This is a genomic window from Streptomyces sp. NPDC001530, from assembly GCF_042894545.1.
GTDB lineage: Bacteria > Actinomycetota > Actinomycetes > Streptomycetales > Streptomycetaceae > Streptomyces.
Genome location: NZ_JBIAVS010000047.1, coordinates 1 through 18,067, shown reverse-complemented (window position 1 = coordinate 18,067; position 18,067 = coordinate 1). Strand labels below are relative to the sequence as shown.

The 18,067-nt window shown below is 70.4% G+C and carries 10 protein-coding genes; 9 read left to right on the top strand and 1 reads right to left on the bottom strand.

Annotated elements, in window-relative coordinates:
• The first annotated feature begins 107 nt into the window (after positions 1-107).
• The 6 genes from ACFY0T_RS48420 (at position 108) to ACFY0T_RS48395 (ending at position 9,910) form a co-directional block, all read left to right on the top strand.
• On the top strand, positions 108-1,979 hold the full coding sequence (locus tag ACFY0T_RS48420; protein ID WP_388885144.1) for an ABC transporter transmembrane domain-containing protein: 1,872 nt from the start codon (positions 108-110) through the stop codon (positions 1,977-1,979).
• Positions 1,976-3,757, top strand: coding sequence for an ABC transporter ATP-binding protein (locus ACFY0T_RS48415; RefSeq protein WP_388885142.1), 1,782 nt, complete (start codon positions 1,976-1,978; stop codon positions 3,755-3,757). The genes ACFY0T_RS48420 and ACFY0T_RS48415 overlap by 4 nt, the downstream gene beginning before the upstream one ends.
• 103 nt (positions 3,758-3,860) lie before the next feature.
• Entirely contained in the window at positions 3,861-4,838 is a 978-nt protein-coding gene (locus tag ACFY0T_RS48410) for an NAD(P)-dependent alcohol dehydrogenase (protein ID WP_388885140.1), read from the top strand.
• A gap of 497 nt (positions 4,839-5,335) precedes the next feature.
• A complete protein-coding gene (locus ACFY0T_RS48405; RefSeq protein ID WP_388885138.1) occupies positions 5,336-7,381 on the top strand; it encodes a M4 family metallopeptidase in 2,046 nt (681 codons plus the stop codon).
• Positions 7,382-7,680: 299 nt separating this feature from the next.
• On the top strand, positions 7,681-9,339 hold the full coding sequence (locus tag ACFY0T_RS48400) for a M4 family metallopeptidase (protein ID WP_388885137.1): 1,659 nt from the start codon (positions 7,681-7,683) through the stop codon (positions 9,337-9,339).
• Positions 9,340-9,409: 70 nt separating this feature from the next.
• A complete protein-coding gene (locus ACFY0T_RS48395) occupies positions 9,410-9,910 on the top strand; it encodes a DUF1990 family protein (protein ID WP_388885135.1) in 501 nt (166 codons plus the stop codon).
• 768 nt (positions 9,911-10,678) lie between these two features.
• Here the strand turns inward: ACFY0T_RS48395 and ACFY0T_RS48390 are convergent.
• Entirely contained in the window at positions 10,679-13,297 is a 2,619-nt protein-coding gene (locus tag ACFY0T_RS48390) for a glycosyltransferase family 1 protein (RefSeq protein ID WP_388885133.1), read from the bottom strand.
• A 376-nt stretch (positions 13,298-13,673) separates the two neighbouring features.
• On the opposite strand from ACFY0T_RS48390, the gene ACFY0T_RS48385 reads away from it, so the two are divergent.
• From ACFY0T_RS48385 to ACFY0T_RS48375, 3 genes are all read left to right on the top strand, one after another.
• Positions 13,674-14,876 carry a S8 family peptidase gene (locus ACFY0T_RS48385; protein ID WP_388885131.1) on the top strand — a complete coding sequence of 401 codons (1,203 nt, stop codon included), beginning with the start codon at positions 13,674-13,676 and terminating at the stop codon, positions 14,874-14,876.
• Positions 14,877-15,069: 193 nt separating this feature from the next.
• Positions 15,070-17,217: a maltotransferase domain-containing protein gene (locus ACFY0T_RS48380; protein ID WP_388885129.1), complete on the top strand. Its 2,148-nt coding sequence runs from the start codon at positions 15,070-15,072 to the stop codon at positions 17,215-17,217.
• Positions 17,214-18,067: alpha-amylase family glycosyl hydrolase (locus tag ACFY0T_RS48375; protein WP_388885127.1), on the top strand; the 854-nt coding region annotated here is incomplete at its 3' end. The genes ACFY0T_RS48380 and ACFY0T_RS48375, both read left to right, overlap by 4 nt.

Below are 18,067 nucleotides of genomic sequence, written 5' to 3'. Positions count from 1 at the left end.
CCGTGACGGCCTCGTCCTCAAACGCCGGACGGGCTGACATCAGCCCCTGCGGTACGGGACGGGAAGGGGCGGAGGGGGCGGAGGGGGCGAAAGAGAAGGGGGAGCTGATGATCGACGCGTACGAGGATCCGGGAACGCCGGACTGTCGTGGCGGCTGGCGGTACATGTGGTGGCTGGTCACCCGGCAGGCGGGGCGATCCGCGGCCGGCGCGGTGCTCGCCAGCGTGTGGATGGCGCTGATGGCGTTGACGCCGTATCTGCTGTCCCGGGCCATCGACGACGGTCTGGAGCCGGGCGACCAGTCCGCGCTGGCCGGCTGGACGGCCGCCGTGCTGGGCATCGGGGTGTTCAACGCCTGGCTGGGCGTGCTGCGGCACCGCACGATGACCAAGGTCCGGATGGACGCCAACTTCCGTACGGTCAAGGTCGTGGTCGAGCAGTCGGCCCGGCTGGGTGCCACGCTGTCGCGCCAGGTCGGGGCCGGGGAGGTCGTCACGATCGGCGTCGGTGACGTGCAGACGATCAGTACGTCGCTGACCGTCGTGGGCCCCGGCCTCGCCGCGGTCTTCACCTACGGCGTGGTGGCGGTGCTGCTGCTGTCGGTCTCGCTCCAGCTCTCCGTGGTGATCCTGCTCGGCGTGCCGCTGATCGCCGGGCTGGTGGGACCGCTGATGGGGCGGCTGCAGGGCACGGAGACGGAGTACCGCGAGCGGCAGGGCGTGCTGACCGCGCGGATCGGCGACCTCGCGGGCGGGCTGCGCGTCCTCAACGGCCTGGGCGGCAAGGGGCTGTTCGCCGACACCTTCCGGCGCGATTCGCGGGAGCTGCTGGCGCAGGGGTACCGGGTCGGGTCGGTGACCAGCTGGATCCAGGCGTTGGGCATGGGGCTGCCGACCCTGTTCCTCGCCGTGGTGACGTGGCTCGCGGCGCGGCTGACGGCGCAAGGGGACATCACCATCGGTGAGTTGGTGTCCGTGTACGGCTATGTCGCGGTCCTCGTACTCCCGGTGTACTTCTTCATCGAATGCGGCTACCAGCTCAGCCGGGGCGTGGTCGCCGCCCGGCGCGTCGCACGTTTCCTGGCCCTGGAGCCCGCCGCCGGTCACGCGGACGCGCTGGACGCGCCCTCGTCCCCCGCGGTGCTGCACGATCCGGAGTCCGGTGTACGGGTGGTGCCGGGGCGGCTGACGGCGCTGGTCGGCGCCCGCCCCGCCGAGTCCGCGGCCGTGGTCGACCGCCTCGGCCGGTACACGGATTCGGCGGTGACCTGGGGCGGCGTACGGCTCGAGGAGATCGCCCTGCCGCAGGTGCGGGAGCGGATCCTGGTCGCGGACCACGAGGCCGACCTGTTCGCGGGCACCCTGCGCGACCTGGTCTCCGGCAGCCGGGACCACGACGACGAGGCGGTGGCACGGGCCGTGCACGCGGCCGTGGCGGACGACATCGTCCTCGGTCTGCCCGAGGGTCTCGACTCGGCTGTCGACGCGCAGGGCCGCAGTCTCTCCGGCGGCCAGCGGCAGCGGGTACGCCTGGTGCGGGCGCTCCTTGCCGACCCGGAGGTGCTGCTCGCGGTCGAGCCCACCTCGGCGCTCGACGCGCACACCGAGGCGGCCGTCGCGGCCCGGCTGCGCGCCGCGCGCTCCGGCCGCACGACCGTCGTCACCAGCACCTCACCGCTCCTGCTGGACCAGGTGGACACGGTGTGCTTCCTGGTCGACGGCAAGGTCGCGGCGAGCGGCAGCCATCGCGAACTGCTCGACGGGGAACCGGGATACCGCGCGCTGGTGGCCCGCGACGCGGACATGGAGACAGCGGACACGGAGAGCGCGGGCTTGGAGAGCGCCGGCTTGGAGGGCACGAGCTTGGAGAGCACTGACAAGGAGAGCTCGGACTTGGGGAGCTCGGACTTGCGGAGCTCCGACACGGAGGGCCGCCCAGGCTTGGAGAGTGCCGTCGACGCCGAGGAGGCCGTGCGATGAGTGCGAGCGCGCAGCTGCCGATCGCCGAACCCGCCGATGTGCGCCGGGCGTCGGTGCGGCTGATCCGGGCGGACGGGCGGGCCTTCGCCGCCGTGCTCGGCCTCAACGCGCTGGCCGCCGGGGCCGGGCTGGTCGGGCCCTGGCTGCTCGGGCGGATCATCGACGACGTACGGGCCGGGGGCGGTGTGGAGGTCGTGGACCGGCTGGCGCTGGTCATCCTCCTGTGCTCGCTGGCGCAGCTGCTGCTGGCGCGGTGGGCCCGGTATGTGGGGCACCGCTTCGGGGAGCGGACGCTGGCGCGGGTGCGCGAGGAGTTCGTGGAGCGGACGCTGACGCTGCCTGCCTCGGTCGTGGAGCGGGCGGGCACGGGCGACCTGACCGCGCGTGGCACGGCCGACGTCACCGTGGTGGGCAACACCCTGCGCGACGCGGGGCCCGAGCTGCTCATCGCCTCCGCCCAGGCGCTGTTCATCCTCGGCGCGGTCTTCGTCATCGACCCGCTGCTCGGCGGCTGCGGAGTGCTCGGTCTGGTCGGCATCTGGTTCGCGCTGCGCTGGTATCTGCGCCGGGCGCGCACCGGCTATCTCGCTGAGGGCAGCGCGACCTCCGAGGTCGCCGAGATCCTCGCGGCCACGGCCTCCGGCGCCCGCACGGTCGAGGCCTTCGGACTCCAGAAGCGCCGGATCGCCGCGAGCCGCGACGCGCTGGAGACGTCCCGCCAGAAGCGGATGTGGACCCTGTTCCTGCGCAGCGTGTTCTTCCCGGCCGTGGAGATCTCGTACGTCATTCCCGTGGTCGGAGTGCTGCTGGTGGGCGGCGTGCTGCACGCGCGGGGCGCGATGAGCCTGGGGGCGGTGGTCGCCGCGACGCTGTATCTGCGCCAGCTCGGCGAGCCGCTCGATCAGATTCTGATGCGGGTCGAGCAACTGCAGAGCAGCAGCGCCTCGTTCGCCCGCGTGGAGGGCCTCGCCCGGGCCCCGCAGGCCGGGCCGTCCATCTCCCCCACCCCGGTGGACGACCGGATCGACGTCACCGGGGTCCGCTACGCGTACGAGCGCGGGGGCGAGGTGCTGCGCGGGGTCGACCTGACCGTGCGGCCCGGGGAACGGCTGGCCGTCGTCGGCCCCTCCGGCGCAGGGAAGACCACCCTGAGCAGGCTGCTGGCGGGCGTCGACGCGCCGGGCACCGGCACGGTGACGGTCGGGCGGGTGCCGATCGTCGGACTCGACCCCGAGCAGCTGCGCCGGCAGGTCGTCCTCGTCACCCAGGAGCACCATGTGTTCCTGGGCACGGTCCGCGACAACCTGCTGATCGCCGAACCCACCGCCACCGACGCCCAGTTGTGGGCGGCCCTCGCGGCGGTCGGCGCCGAGGACTGGGCCGAGGAGCTGCCGGACGGCCTGGACACCGGGCTGGGCCCCGAAGGGCACCGCGTGGACGGCTCGCGGGCCCAGCAACTCGCCCTGGCCCGGGTCGTGTTGGCGGACCCGCACACCCTGATCCTCGACGAGGCCACGGCGCTGCTCGACCCGACGACCGCCCGCCACACGGAACGCGCGCTGGCCGCCGTACTCGAAGGACGCACCGTCATCGCCATCGCCCACCGTCTGCACACCGCGCACGACGCCGACCGCGTGGCCGTCATGGAGAACGGCCGCCTGAGCGAACTCGGCACGCACGACGAGCTGGTGGCGGCCGACGGGGCGTACGCGGCGCTGTGGCATTCGTGGCACGGGGACGGCCGTCGGGGGCACGGGGGACGGCCGTCGGGTGACTGACGGGACGGACTGAGCCGCTCCGGCATCCCTTAGGGCTTCTCCCCGATGTCCGCGACCGGGCCCGCTCGGTACCTTCGTGAGGAGTGCCCATGAGGGAGGCCCGATGAAGGCAATCGCCCAGGACCGATACGGCTCTCCCGACGTGTTGGAGCTGCGGGAGTTCGACCAGCCGGTGCCCGCCGGGAAGGACGTGCTGGTGCGGGTGCACGCGGTTTCGATCAACGCGCGCGACTGGCACCTCATGCGGGGCGACCCGTATCTGGCGCGCCTGGCGTTCGGTGTCCGCCGGCCGAAGGTGAAGATCCTGGGCACCGACTTCGCCGGCCGGGTCGAGGCGGTCGGCCCGGACGTGAAGCGGCTGCGTCCCGGGGACGAGGTGTTCGGCGAGGCCGACGCGGCGTTCGCCGAGTACGTGTCGGCCCCGGAGGACGTGCTGGACACGAAACCGGCCGACCTGACCTTCGAGCAGGCGGCCGCGCTGCCGCTCGCCGCGAACACCGCCCTCATAGGCCTGCGCGATGTGGCACAGGTGCGGGCGGGGCAGAGGGTCCTGATCAACGGCGCGTCGGGGGGCGTGGGCACGTTCGCCGTACAGATGGCCAAGGCGTACGGCGCGGAAGTGACCGGCGTGTGCAGCGCGAGGAACGCGGACCTGGTCGAGTCGCTCGGCGCGGACCGCGTCATCGACTACGCCAAAGAGGACTTCACCCGCGACGGACAGCGGTACGACCTCGTGTTCGACCTGGTGGGCAACCGCTCGCTGACCGAATTCCGGCGCGCGCTGACGCCCACGGGCACGGTCATCCTGTCGGGCGGGGGCGTCTCCGAGGGCGGCAGCCTGATCGGGCCGATGGGGCTCATCATGAGGGGACAGGCGCTGGCCCCCTTCGTCCGCCACAAACTCGGCCAGCTGATGGCGAAGCCGAGCGGGGAGAATCTGGCCGAGCTTCGGAAGTTGGTCGAGTGTGGGAAGCTCGTTCCCGTGATCGACCGGACGTACGGCTCGTTGAGCGAGGTGCCGGAGGCCATCCGGTACATGGAAGTGGAGCACGTCCGCGCGAAGGTCGTCGTCACGGTGTGACGCCGGCCCCGGGCGGGGGGCGAGCGGGGCACCACAGCGGCAGCGGCAGCGCGACGAACCGCCGGGTGGGCCGGGCGCGCGGCGTCCCGCGCGGCCATCGGGCGACTGTCACGCGCCCCTCACACCGCGTCCGGCCCTCGTTCCCTGATCTCAACAACCGGCGACGACGCCGTCCCTGATCTCTGCGCGTACAACCGGCGACGAGTCCGTCCCTGATCTCTGCGTACAGCCGGCGACGAGTCCGTATACCGAACATGACTTCCCGGACAACGGACCATTTCCGGCCAAGTTTTTGATGCGCTCCTGACAGAGGGCACGCTCTCCTGCCACTCTTCCCACGGCCACTTCACAGCAACCTCACATTGCTGCCGCTGTGTCGTGCGCCGTACGACCCCATGCACCTGGTTCCGCGTACCGCCCTGTTCTGCCCGGACGGGTCACCCTTCGTCCGGTCTCCCCTGGCCGCGCGACCCGCGGCCACGCAGAAGGAGTCAGTGTTGAGTAGCAGTTCTCCCCACAGACGCACCTCCCACATCACCAAGCGCCGTATCGCGGGCGTCGCCCTCGTCGGCGTCTCCGCCCTGTTGGCCGCGGCCGTCCAGTCGGGCGCCGCGAGCGCCGCCCCGGAGAAGGCACCTCGGGCGGGCAAGGTCAACCCCGGCGCGGTCGCCATGAAGCTCACCCCTTCGCAGCGCGCCGAGCTCATACGCGACGCCAACGCCGCCAAGGCGACCACCGCCAAGGACCTGGGCCTCGGGGCCAAGGAGAGCCTGGTGGCCCGCGATGTCATCAAGGACCACGACGGCACCGTCCACACCCGCTACGAGCGGACGTACGCCGGACTTCCGGTCCTCGGCGGCGACTTGGTGGTCGACACCGCCAAGTCCGGCAAGACCGAGCACGTCTACAAGGCGACGAAGGCCGCCATCAAGGTGGCCTCCCTCAAGCCGCAGATCGCCGCCTCCAAGGCCGAGAAGCAGGCCCTGTCCGCCGCCAAGGCCGCCGGATCGAAGAAGACCGACGCGGACCGCGCGCCCCGCAAGGTGATCTGGGCGGGCAGCGGCAAGCCGGTCCTCGCCTACGAGACGGTCGTAGGCGGCCTCCAGGACGACGGCACCCCGAACCAGCTGCATGTCATCACCGACGCCGCGACCGGCAAGAAGCTCTACGAGTACCAGGGCATCAAGAACGGCATCGGCAACACCCAGTACAGCGGCCAGGTGACCCTGACGACCACCCAGTCGGGCTCCACCTTCACGCTGAACGACGGTGCGCGCGGCAACCACAAGACGTACAACCTGAACCACGGGACGTCGGGTACCGGCACGCTGTTCTCGCAGTCCACCGACACCTGGGGCAACGGCACTACGTCGAACGCCGCGACCGCCGGCGCCGACGCGCACTACGGCGCCGCGGAGACCTGGGACTTCTACAAGAACTCGTTCGGCCGCAGCGGCATCAAGAACAACGGCGTCGGGGCGTACTCGCGCGTCCACTACGGCAACGCGTACGTCAACGCGTTCTGGGACGACGGCTGCTTCTGCATGACGTACGGCGACGGGTCCGGCAACGCCGACCCGCTGACCTCGCTGGACGTCGCGGGCCACGAGATGAGCCACGGTGTCACCTCCAACACCGCGGGTCTCAACTACAGCGGTGAGTCCGGCGGTCTGAACGAGGCGACCTCCGACATCTTCGGCACCGGCGTCGAGTTCTACGCCAACAACTCCTCCGATGTCGGCGACTACCTCATCGGCGAGAAGATCGACATCAACGGCGACGGCACCCCGCTGCGCTACATGGACAAGCCCAGCAAGGACGGCGGCTCGGCGGACTCCTGGTACTCGGGTGTCGGCAACCTCGACGTGCACTACTCGTCGGGTGTCGCCAACCACTTCTTCTACCTGCTGAGCGAGGGCAGCGGCGCCAAGGTCATCAACGGCGTCAGCTACAACTCGCCCACCTCGGACGGACTTCCGGTCACCGGCATCGGCCGCGACAAGGCCCTGCAGATCTGGTACCGGGCGCTCACCACCAAGTTCACCTCGACCACCAACTACGCGGCCGCCCGCACCGGCACGCTCGCGGCGGCGGGTGAGCTGTACGGCACGACGAGCGCCGAGTACACGGCCGTGCAGAACGCGTGGGCGGCCGTGAACGTCGGTTCACGTCCGGGCGGTGGCGGCGGTGGCGGCACGTCGTTCGAGAACACGGCCGACGTATCGATTCCGGACAACGGAGCGGCGGTGACGTCGTCGATCACGGTCAGCGGCCGCACCGGCAACGCGCCGTCGAACCTCGCGGTCTCCGTCGACATCGTGCACACCTGGCGCGGTGACCTGGTCATCGATCTGGTGGCCCCGGACGGCTCGACATATCGCCTGAAGAACTTCAGCTCCTCCGACTCGGCGGACAACGTGAACGCGACCTACACGGTCAACGCGTCCTCCGAAGTCGCCAACGGCACCTGGAAGTTGAAGGTCCAGGACCAGGCGGCGCAGGACACCGGCTACATCAACAGCTGGAAGCTGACGTTCCCGTAGACCGCCGCTGAACGCGCGGCAAGGACAGGGCGCCGTCCCGGAGGTTCAACTCCCCGGGGCGGCGCCCCCTTTGCCCCGTACGGGGTTTGCGTTGACCACCGCTTGACGAAGATCGACTGCGGGCGGGTACACCGAATTGTTCACCTACTGGTCGATTTTCGGCCAAGGTCTTTAGGGGGGCCTGACATGTACGCGTCCCAGATGTCACTCTTCCACCGCACGGCTCACCCGCACCGCAACTTCACACCTTCCGTACGGCTACCCCACGCCGTCCGGTCGCCCCCACAAAAGGAGCTTGCGTGACCCCCCTCTACGCGCGTCACAAGCGCACCACTCTGGCCATAGCCACCGCTGTCGCGGCCGGAGCCCTGCTCGCCACCGGTATGACCACCGGTGCGTCCGCCCAGACCGAGGCGACCCCCGCGGGCAGGACGACCCTCGCCGGCGCCCCCGTCCAGCTGTCCGCGGCGGCCCGTACGACCCTCATCCAGAAGGCCCAGGCCGCCAGTGGTGAGACGGCCCAGGAGATAGGCCTCGGCGCCAAGGAGAAGCTGGTCGTCCGCGACGTCGTCAAGGACGCCGACGGCACGGTCCACACCCGCTACGAGCGCACGTACAACGGGCTCCCGGTCCTCGGCGGCGACCTGGTCGTCCACGCCAAGCCCGGCAAGGCCCAGAGCGTGACCAAGGCGACGAAGGCCACCATCAAGGTCGCCTCCCTCAAGCCGCAGATCGCCGCCGCCAAGGCCGAGAAGCAGGCGCTGACCGCCGCGAAGTCCGCGGGCTCGGACAAGACCACCGCCGACAAGGCGCCCCGCAAGGTGATCTGGGCGGGCAGCGGCACGCCGGTCCTCGCCTACGAGACGGTCGTCGGCGGCCTCCAGGACGACGGCACCCCGAACCAGCTGCACGTCATCACCGACGCCGCGACCGGCAAGAAGCTCTACGAGTACCAGGGCATCGAGACCGGCACCGGCAAGAGCCTCTACTCGGGCACGGTCAGCCTCAACACCACCCTGTCGGGCTCGACGTACCAGCTGTACGACACCACGCGCGGCGGCCACAAGACGTACAACAAGTCGCACGGCACCAGCTCGTCGGCCGGCACCCTGTTCACCGACGCGGACGACACCTGGGGCACCGGCACGGCCACCAGCTCCACCACCAACCAGACGCCTGCCGTCGACGCCGCGTACGGCGCCCAGGAGACCTGGGACTTCTACAAGTCCACGTTCGGCCGCAGCGGCATCAAGAACAACGGCGTCGCCGCCTACTCCCGCGTCCACTACGGCAACGCGTACGTCAACGCGTTCTGGGACGACAGCTGCTTCTGCATGACGTACGGCGACGGCGAGAGCAACACCCACCCGCTGACGTCCCTGGACGTGGCCGGCCACGAGATGAGCCACGGCGTCACGGCGAACACCGCGGGCCTGGACTACAGCGGCGAGTCCGGTGGCCTCAACGAAGCCACCTCGGACATCTTCGGCACGGGTGTGGAGTTCTACGCCAACAACTCCAACGACGTCGGTGACTACCTCATCGGCGAGGAGATCGACATCAACGGCGACGGCAGCCCGCTGCGCTACATGGACAAGCCCAGCAAGGACGGCGGTTCGGCGGACTACTGGTCCTCCAGCGTCGGCAACCTGGACGTCCACTACTCGTCGGGCGTCGCGAACCACTTCTTCTACCTCCTCTCGGAGGGCAGCGGTTCGAAGACGATCAACGGGGTGAGCTACAACTCCCCGACGTCCAACGGCTCCACGGTCACCGGCATCGGCCGCGCCAAGGCGCTGCAGATCTGGTACAAGGCGCTGACGACGTACTTCACGTCGACGACCAACTACAAGGCCGCCCGCACCGGCACGCTGAGCGCGGCGGCGGCCCTGTACGGCTCCGGCAGCACCGAGTACAACGCCGTGGCGGCGGCCTGGTCCGCGGTCAACGTGAGCTAGTCCTCGCGCAGTTGACACGGGCGGTACCCGGAGAGAGGGCAACTCCGGGTACCGCCCTACGCTGTCCCCCATGCCCTACACGTACGAGGACGTGGGCGCGACCCGCGAGGACCGCTGCCCGCCGGGCTTCCACCGACTGCACGTCCGCTCCCGGATCGGCGAAGGCGAGGCCGTCTTCCGCCGCGCCTCCGAGGCCCTTATGACCTGGGAGATGCACCGCGCCCTGGGCGTCGGCATCACCTCCGACGCCGACAAGGCCGCCCCCGGCGTCGACGTCACGGTCGGCCTCGGCCCCATCAAGGCACCCTGCCGCGTGGTCTGGACGGCCGAGGAACCCCGCCGCACCGCCTGGGCCTACGGCACGCTGTCCGGCCACCCGGAGTGCGGCGAGGAGGCCTTCGTCCTCACCCGCACGGGCGACGGCACCGTCTGGCTCACCATCACCGCCTTCAGCCGCCCGGCGAAGTGGTACGCCCGCGCGGGCGGGGCCGCCACCCGGGGGCTCCAGCACGCGTACGCCCAGAGGTGCGGGAAGGTACTGCGCCGGTTGTGCGCGGGGCTGGACAGCTGACGGGTTTGGACGGCTGAGGGCTTGCCGAGCTGACGGGCTTGGGCAGCTGACCGGCCGGCACAGCCGACCGACTTGCACAGCTGACGGGCTTGGACAGCCGACCGGCCGGCACGCCCAACCTGCTTGGGCAGCTGACTAGCCTGCACAGCCGACCGACTTGCACAGCTGACGGGCTTGGGCAGCTGACCGGCTTGAACAGCCGACCGGCTGCACAACCCACCGGCTTGGGCAGCTGACTGGCCTGCACAGCCGACGGGCTTGGACAGCCAACCGGCCTCCACAGCTGACCGGCCTGCACAACAGACCGACTGGCACAACCGACCGGCCTGCACAACCGACCGGCTTGGAGGCAGCCAACCGGCCTGGGCGGCTGACCGGCCTGGGCGGCTGACCGGCCTGCACACCCGACGGGCGGCGCGGCCGAAGCACCGGTCGCCGCGCACAGCGACCGCGTCAGCGCCCCGCCTCGCCGGCAGGCCTTCCTGGCCCGGTGACGAGGGCGAGGCGGCGCCGCAGCGTCTCGGCGGGCCCGGCGACCGGGACGACCGCAGCGGCCGTGGCGCCCACGGGGTGCTCGCCGCGGGCCGCCTGGGGAGCTGACCGGCGCCGCGGGCAGCATCCGCGCGCCGGCGCGCAAGCAGCGCGGCACACCGCGTCGCGCGGTGCTGCGCTGCGGCTGCCACCGGGGCGACCGTGGCGCCCACAGCCACCGAGGCCATTGGGGCGTCCACGGCCACCGGGGCCACCGCCGCCCCTAACGCCCCCGCCTCACCGCATCAAAACCCCCGCCCCTTCCCCCGTCTCCTCCGACGGCACCGCCACCAGCCCCACCTCCGCGCTCGACGCCAGCAGGCGGTGTGCGGGCAGGATGCGGACCGTGTAGCCGAAGGGGCCCGTGCGGTCCAGGGACAGTGGACCCTCGTACGCCCAGCGCCCTTCCAGGTCCGGGCCGCCCGCGGGTTTCAGCGGAACGCTCACGGCGTCCGCGATGCGGTCGTCGGAGTCGACGCGCCCCGCCACGGCCTGGACCTCGACGTCGTCGGGGGCGAGGTCGCCGAGGCCGACGCGGACGCGCAGGGACAGGGTGGTGCCGAGTTCGGCGGTCGTCGTGGCGGAGGAGGCCTCGACGTGGTCGACGGTGACCTGGGGCCAGGCGGCGCGGACGCGGGACTTCCAGGCGGCCAGTTCGCGGGCCGTGTCCGCGGTGAGCGAGCGGTGGGCGCGGGCCGCGGGGGCGTACAGGCGCTCCACGTATTCGCGGACCATCCGGCCCGCGAGCACCTTCGGGCCGAGGTGGGTCAGCGTCTGGCGGACCATCTCGATCCAGCGGTCGGGCAGGCCGCCCTGGCCGCGCTCGTAGAAGCGGGGGGTCACGCGCTGTTCGAGGAGGTCGTAGAGGGCCGCGGCCTCCAGGTCGTCGCGGCGGTCGTCGTCGGTCGCCGTGCCGTCCGCCGTGGGGATCGCCCAGCCGAAGTCGGGCTGGAACCATTCGTCCCACCAGCCGTCCAGGACGGAGAGATTCAGGCAGCCGTTGAGCGCCGCCTTCATGCCGCTCGTGCCGCAGGCCTCCAGCGGCCGGAGGGGGTTGTTCAGCCAGATGTCGCACCCCGGGTACAGCTTCTGCGCCATCGCCATGCCGTAGTCGGGGAGGAAGACGATCCGGTGGCGTACGCGCGGGTCGTCGGCGAACCGGACCAGCTCCTGGACCAGGCGTTTGCCGCCGTCGTCCGCGGGGTGGGCCTTGCCCGCGACCACGATCTGGATCGGGCGCTCCGCGTGCAGGAGGAGGTCCATGAGGCGGTCGCGGTCCCGCAGCATCAGGGTCAGGCGTTTGTACGAGGGAACGCGGCGCGCGAAGCCGATGGTGAGGACGTCCGGGTCCAACACCCCGTCGATCCAGCCCAGTTCGGCCGTGCCGGCACCCCGCTGGCGCCAGGACGCGTACAGCCGCTCCCGCACTTCGAGGACCAACTGCTCGCGCAGCACCCGCCGCAGGTCCCAGATCTCCTGGTCCGCGATGTCGGCCACCGCGTCCCAGCGGTCCGAGCCGCCGACCGTCAGCGCGTCCTCGGTGCGCTGCGCGCCGATCTGCCGGGCGCCGAGCCGGAAGACCTCCGGAGCCACCCACGTCGGCGCGTGCACCCCGTTGGTCACCGAGGTGATCGGGACCTCGTCGGGGTCGAAACCCGGCCAGAGCCCCGAGAACATCTCCCGGCTGACCTGGCCGTGCAGCAGCGACACCCCGTTCGCCCGCTGGCCGAGGCGCAGCCCCATCACCGCCATGTTGAAGAGGTTCGGCTCGCCTCCGGGGTAGGTCTCCATACCGAGGCCGAGGATCCGTTCCACGTCGATGCGCGGGAGTTCGGCGTCCGGGCCGAAGTGGTGGGCCACCAGCTCCCGGTCGAAGCGGTCGATTCCGGCCGGGACGGGCGTGTGGGTGGTGAAGACCGTGCCCGCCCTGACCGCCTCCAGCGAGGCTTCGAAGTCCAGTCCCTCGTCGGCGAGTTCGGCGATCCGCTCCAGGCCCAGGAAGCCCGCGTGCCCCTCGTTCGTGTGGAACACCTCGGGCTGCGGGTGGCCGGTGAGGCGGCAGTACGTCCGTACCGCGCGCACCCCTCCGATGCCCAGCAGCATCTCCTGCAGCAGACGGTGCTCGCTGCCGCCGCCGTACAGCCGGTCGGTCACCCCGCGTTCGCCGAGGTCGTTCTCCTCGACGTCGGAGTCGAGCATGAGGAGCGGGACGCGGCCGACCTGGGCCAGCCAGATCCGGGCCCGCAGCGCCCGCCCGCCGGGCAGGGCCAGCGAGACCTGGGCGAGGGTGCCGTCGGACTCGCGCAGGGGCACCAGGGGCAGCTCGTGCGGGTCCAGGACCGGATAGTGCTCCTGCTGCCAGCCGTCGCGTGACAGGGTCTGGCGGAAATAGCCGTGCCGGTAGAGCAGACCCACGCCGATCAGCGGAACGCCCAGGTCGCTGGCGGCCTTCAGATGGTCGCCCGCGAGGATGCCGAGGCCCCCGGAGTACTGCGGCAGCGCGGCCGTGATGCCGAACTCGGGCGAGAAGTAGGCGATGGCGGCGGGCAGTTCCGAGCTCTGGGACTGGTACCAGCGGTCGCCGCTCACGTAGTCGCGCAGATCGTCGGAGACGGCGGCGAGGCGGCGCAGGAAGCGGCGGTCCTCGGTGAGCTCCGCGAGACGCCCGGTCGACACGCTGCCGAGCAGGCGGACGGGGTCGCCGTCCGAGGCGGCCCAGCGCTCCGGGTCGACGGACTGGAAGAGATCGCGGGTCTCGGCATGCCAGGACCAGCGAAGGTTGCGCGCCAGGTCACTGAGCGGGTGAAGGGCTTCGGGGAGTACGGGTCGTACGGTGAATCTGCGGATTGCCTTCACGAGTACACCTCTTTGCGCCTAAACCGGCGCCGCTCTCGCGGACCTGGTTGATCGCCGTCTGGGTACCTCAATTGTTGATTGCGCCGAGTGGTCGCCAAAAGACCACCGCCCACGACGGTAGCGGCCAACGTGCCTCCGCAACACAGCGCATGGCAGCGCACGCACCCGTCCCTCACCCCGAGCCGGAGAGTTCGGCGGGAATTCGCCGCAACCTTCACGTGTACCCCACGGCCGATATGGCCGATTCCGCCCTCCTGGGCGGCCTTGTGGCGCTTCACCCCACACGAGAGGCTCGCCACATGGCGTACGGCCGGACCCGGCCCACATCGGTCGGCTCCGGCCTCCGTACGCCGAGTTGAGGAGGGGAACCCAAGTCATGGCACAGACGAGAGAGAGGCGTCTGCGCTGGGCGGGGGGCCTCACCGCGGTCACGACGGCCGCGGTGCTTTCGGCCATCACCCTGCCCGCGCACGCCGCCCCTGAGGGGCAGATACTCGGCGCCGGCGACCCCGGCTCCGTCAGCGGGAGTTACATCGTGACGCTCAAGGGGGGAACAAAGGCTCCGTCGTCGGCCGGAAAGAGCATCGCCGAGAAGTACGGGGCGAGAATCAGCCACACCTACGGCACGGCCCTGAACGGCTTCGCCGTGAAGGTCAACGAGAAGCAGGCCCGGCGGCTCGCGGCGGACTCCCGCGTGGCCTCGGTCGCGCAGGACACCAGGGTGTCGCTCGACCACTACCAGAAGAACCCGCCGTCGTGGGGCCTGGACCGCATCGACCAGCCGAACCTGCCGCTCGACAAGGGCTACACCTGGCCCGAGTCGGCGGGCTCCGGCGTGACCACGTACGTCATCGACACCGGCATCCGGATCACGCACAAGGACTTCGGCGGCCGGGCGAGCTACGGCTGGGACTTCGTCGGCAACGACAAGACGGCGAAGGACGGCAACGGGCACGGCACACATGTCGCCGGGACCATCGTGGGCACGAAGTACGGCGTCGCCAAGAAGGCCAAGATCGTCGCCGTCCGCGTCCTCGACAACGAAGGGGCCGGCACCACCGCGCAGGTCATCGCGGGCATCGACTGGGTGACGAAGCACGCGAAGAAACCGGCCGTGGCGAACCTGAGCCTGGGCGGGTTCGCGAACTCCCAACTGGACGCCGCCGTACGCAACTCCATCGCCTCCGGCGTGACCTACGCGGTGGCGGCGGGCAACGACGGACTTCCGGCCGCTCTCTACTCCCCGGCCCGGGTCACCCAGGCCCTCACGGTCGGCGCGAGCGACAAGACGGACGCGCGGGCGAGCTTCTCGAACACCGGTTCCGCACTTGACCTGTTCGCGCCCGGCGTGGCGATCACCTCGACGTCGTACGCGAGTGACACGGGCAAGGCGACCTTCTCCGGTACGTCGATGGCGAGCCCGCACGTCGCGGGTGCGGCCGCGCTCTATCTGGCCGACCATCCCAGGGCCACCCCCGCCCAGGTGGCCAAGGCACTGGTGAAACAGGCCGTTTCGGGGAAGATTTCGGGCGCGGGCCTCGGTTCACCGAACAAGCTGTTGCAGGTCAACAACCCCTAGCGGACCCCGGGGACACCGACCGGCCTCGACCTCACAGGACGAGGCCGGTCTTGTGTGTAGACATACGCGTGAGTAGTTAACAAAGTGCCGGAATGCCCACCCGCATAGGGTGGGAAGGCTCCTTCGGTACGCCCCGCAGGCCCCACCTCCCCACACCCTCCGCCCACCCACGTTGACGCGGACAGGAGCGGTCATGCCCGCAACGCACCACACGTCGCCACCCCCGACGACCACCCCCGACACACCCCCCATACACAGGGCCGACACCGGTTCGCCCACCCCGGCGAAACCCGCCGAGGCCGAGACCCGCGCCGACGCGACCAGCACCAGCACCAGCACCAGCACGATCGTGGGTCGCATCCCGGTCGTCGATGTCCGCCCGATCGTCCTCGGCGGACGCCGGCCGGCTAAGGCGGTGGTCGGCGAGGCCTTCGAGATCTCGGCCACGGTCTTCCGCGAGGGCCACGACGCGGTCGCCGCGAACGTCGTCCTGCGCGATCCGGAGGGCCGCACCGGTCCCTGGACCCCGATGCGTGAACTGGCCCCCGGCACCGACCGTTGGGGCGCCACGGTGTCCGCCGGGAAGGAAGGGCTCTGGACGTACACGGTGGAGGCGTGGGGCGATCCGATCTCCACCTGGCGACACCACGCGGGCATCAAGATCCCGGCCGGGATGGACACGGAACCGGTCCTGGAGGAGGGCGCCCGGCTGCATGAGCGGGCGGCCACCGGAGTGCCGAAGAGCAAGGGCCGCCGGGACACGATCCTGAGGGCCGTCGACGCGCTGCGCGACAGCGACCGGCCCGCCGCGGCCCGCCTCGCCGCCGCCCTCACCCCCGAGGTCGACACGATCCTCGCCCGCCATCCGCTGCGCGAACTCGTCACCTCCTCCGAGCCGTTGCCGCTGCTCGTGGAGCGGGAACGGGCGCTGTACGGGGCGTGGTACGAGTTCTTCCCACGCTCGGAGGGCACCCCGGAGCGGCCTCATGGCACCTTCCGTACGGCCGCCGAACGTCTGCCCGCCATCGCGGAGATGGGCTTCGACGTCGTCTACCTCCCGCCGATCCACCCCATCGGGACCACGTTCCGCAAAGGGCCCAACAACACGCTCTCCGCGGGCCCGGACGACGTCGGTGTGCCCTGGGCGATCGGCTCCCCGGAGGGCGGCCACGACGCGATCCACCCCGATCTCGGCACGATCGACGACTTCGACGCCTTCGTACGCCGGGCCGCGCGCCTTGGCCTGGAGGTCGCCCTCGACTTCGCGCTCCAGTGCTCCCCCGACCACCCGTGGGTGGAGAAACACCCCGAGTGGTTCCACCACCGTCCGGACGGCACGATCGCGTACGCCGAGAACCCGCCGAAGAAGTACCAGGACATCTACCCGATCGCCTTCGACAAGGACATGCCCGGCCTGGTCCAGGAGACGCTGCGGGTGCTGCGGTACTGGATGAGCCATGGCGTACGGATCTTCCGTGTCGACAATCCGCATACGAAACCGGTGGTGTTCTGGGAGCGGGTGATCGCGGACATCAACCGCACCGACCCGGACGTGATCTTCCTGGCCGAGGCGTTCACCCGCCCGGCGATGATGCACACGCTCGCGAAGATCGGCTTCCAGCAGTCGTACACCTATTTCACCTGGCGCAACACCAAGCAGGAGCTGACCGAGTACCTCACCGAGCTGTCGGGCGAGGCGGCCACCTACATGCGGCCCAATTTCTTCGTCAACACCCCTGACATCCTCCATGAGTTCCTTCAGCGGGGCGGTCGGCCGGCCTTCGAGGTACGGGCCGTCCTCGCCGCCACCCTCTCTCCGACCTGGGGCGTGTACAGCGGCTTCGAACTCTGCGAGAGCTCCCCGTTGCGCGAGGGGAGCGAGGAGTATCTGAATTCCGAGAAGTACCAACTGCGGCCGCGCGACTGGGAGTCGGCGGAGCGGGACGGACGTAGCATCGCGCCATTGGTGGGCGCGCTCAACGCGATCAGGCGGCGCAGTCCGGCGCTGCGCCAGTTGCGCGACCTCCACTTCCATCACACGGACAAGGAGGCGGTGATCGCCTACTCGAAGTCTTATCGGGACGCACGCGGTTCGAACACGGTTGTGGTGGTGGCCAACCTCGACCCTCACCACACCCAGGAGGCCACGGTCTCGTTGGACATGCCACAACTCGGCCTGGACTGGCACGAGTCCGTGTCGGTGCGCGACGAGCTCACCGGCGAGACCTACAACTGGGGCAGGGCCAACTATGTGCGTCTGGAGCCCGGGCATAGGCCCGCGCACATCCTCACCGTCCTGCGACCGTCCTCACCGCAGATCGGAGGGTCACCCACAACATGATCGTCAACGAGCCCGTCCCGGACACGTTCGAGGACACACCGGCCAAGGATCGCGACCCCGAATGGTTCAAACGCGCCGTCTTCTACGAGGTCCTGGTCCGCTCCTTCCAGGACAGCAACGGCGACGGCGTCGGCGACCTCAAGGGCCTGACCGCGAAGCTGGACTATCTCCAGTGGCTGGGCGTCGACTGCCTGTGGCTGCCCCCGTTCTTCAAGTCCCCGCTCAGGGACGGCGGGTACGACGTGTCCGACTACACCGCGGTGCTGCCCGAGTTCGGTGATCTCGCCGACTTCGTCGAGTTCGTCGACGCCGCCCACCAGCGCGGCATGCGCGTGATCATCGACTTCGTCATGAACCACACCAGCGACCAGCACCCGTGGTTCCAGGAGTCGCGTAGCAACCCCGACGGCCCCTACGGCGACTACTACGTCTGGGCCGACGACGACAAGCAGTACCAGGACGCCCGGATCATCTTCGTCGACACCGAGGCCTCCAACTGGACCTTCGACCCCGTCCGCAAGCAGTACTTCTGGCACCGCTTCTTCTCCCACCAGCCCGACCTCAACTACGAGAACCCGGCCGTGCAGGAGGAGATGATCTCCGCGCTGCGGTTCTGGCTGGACCTGGGCATCGACGGCTTCCGGCTCGACGCGGTGCCGTACCTCTACCAGGTCGAGGGAACCAACTGCGAAAACCTTCCGGCGACGCACGAGTTCCTCAAGCGGGTGCGCAAGGAGATCGACACGCACTACCCCGACACGGTGCTGCTGGCGGAGGCGAACCAGTGGCCCGAGGACGTGGTCGACTACTTCGGCGACTTCCCCTCCGGCGGCGACGAATGCCACATGGC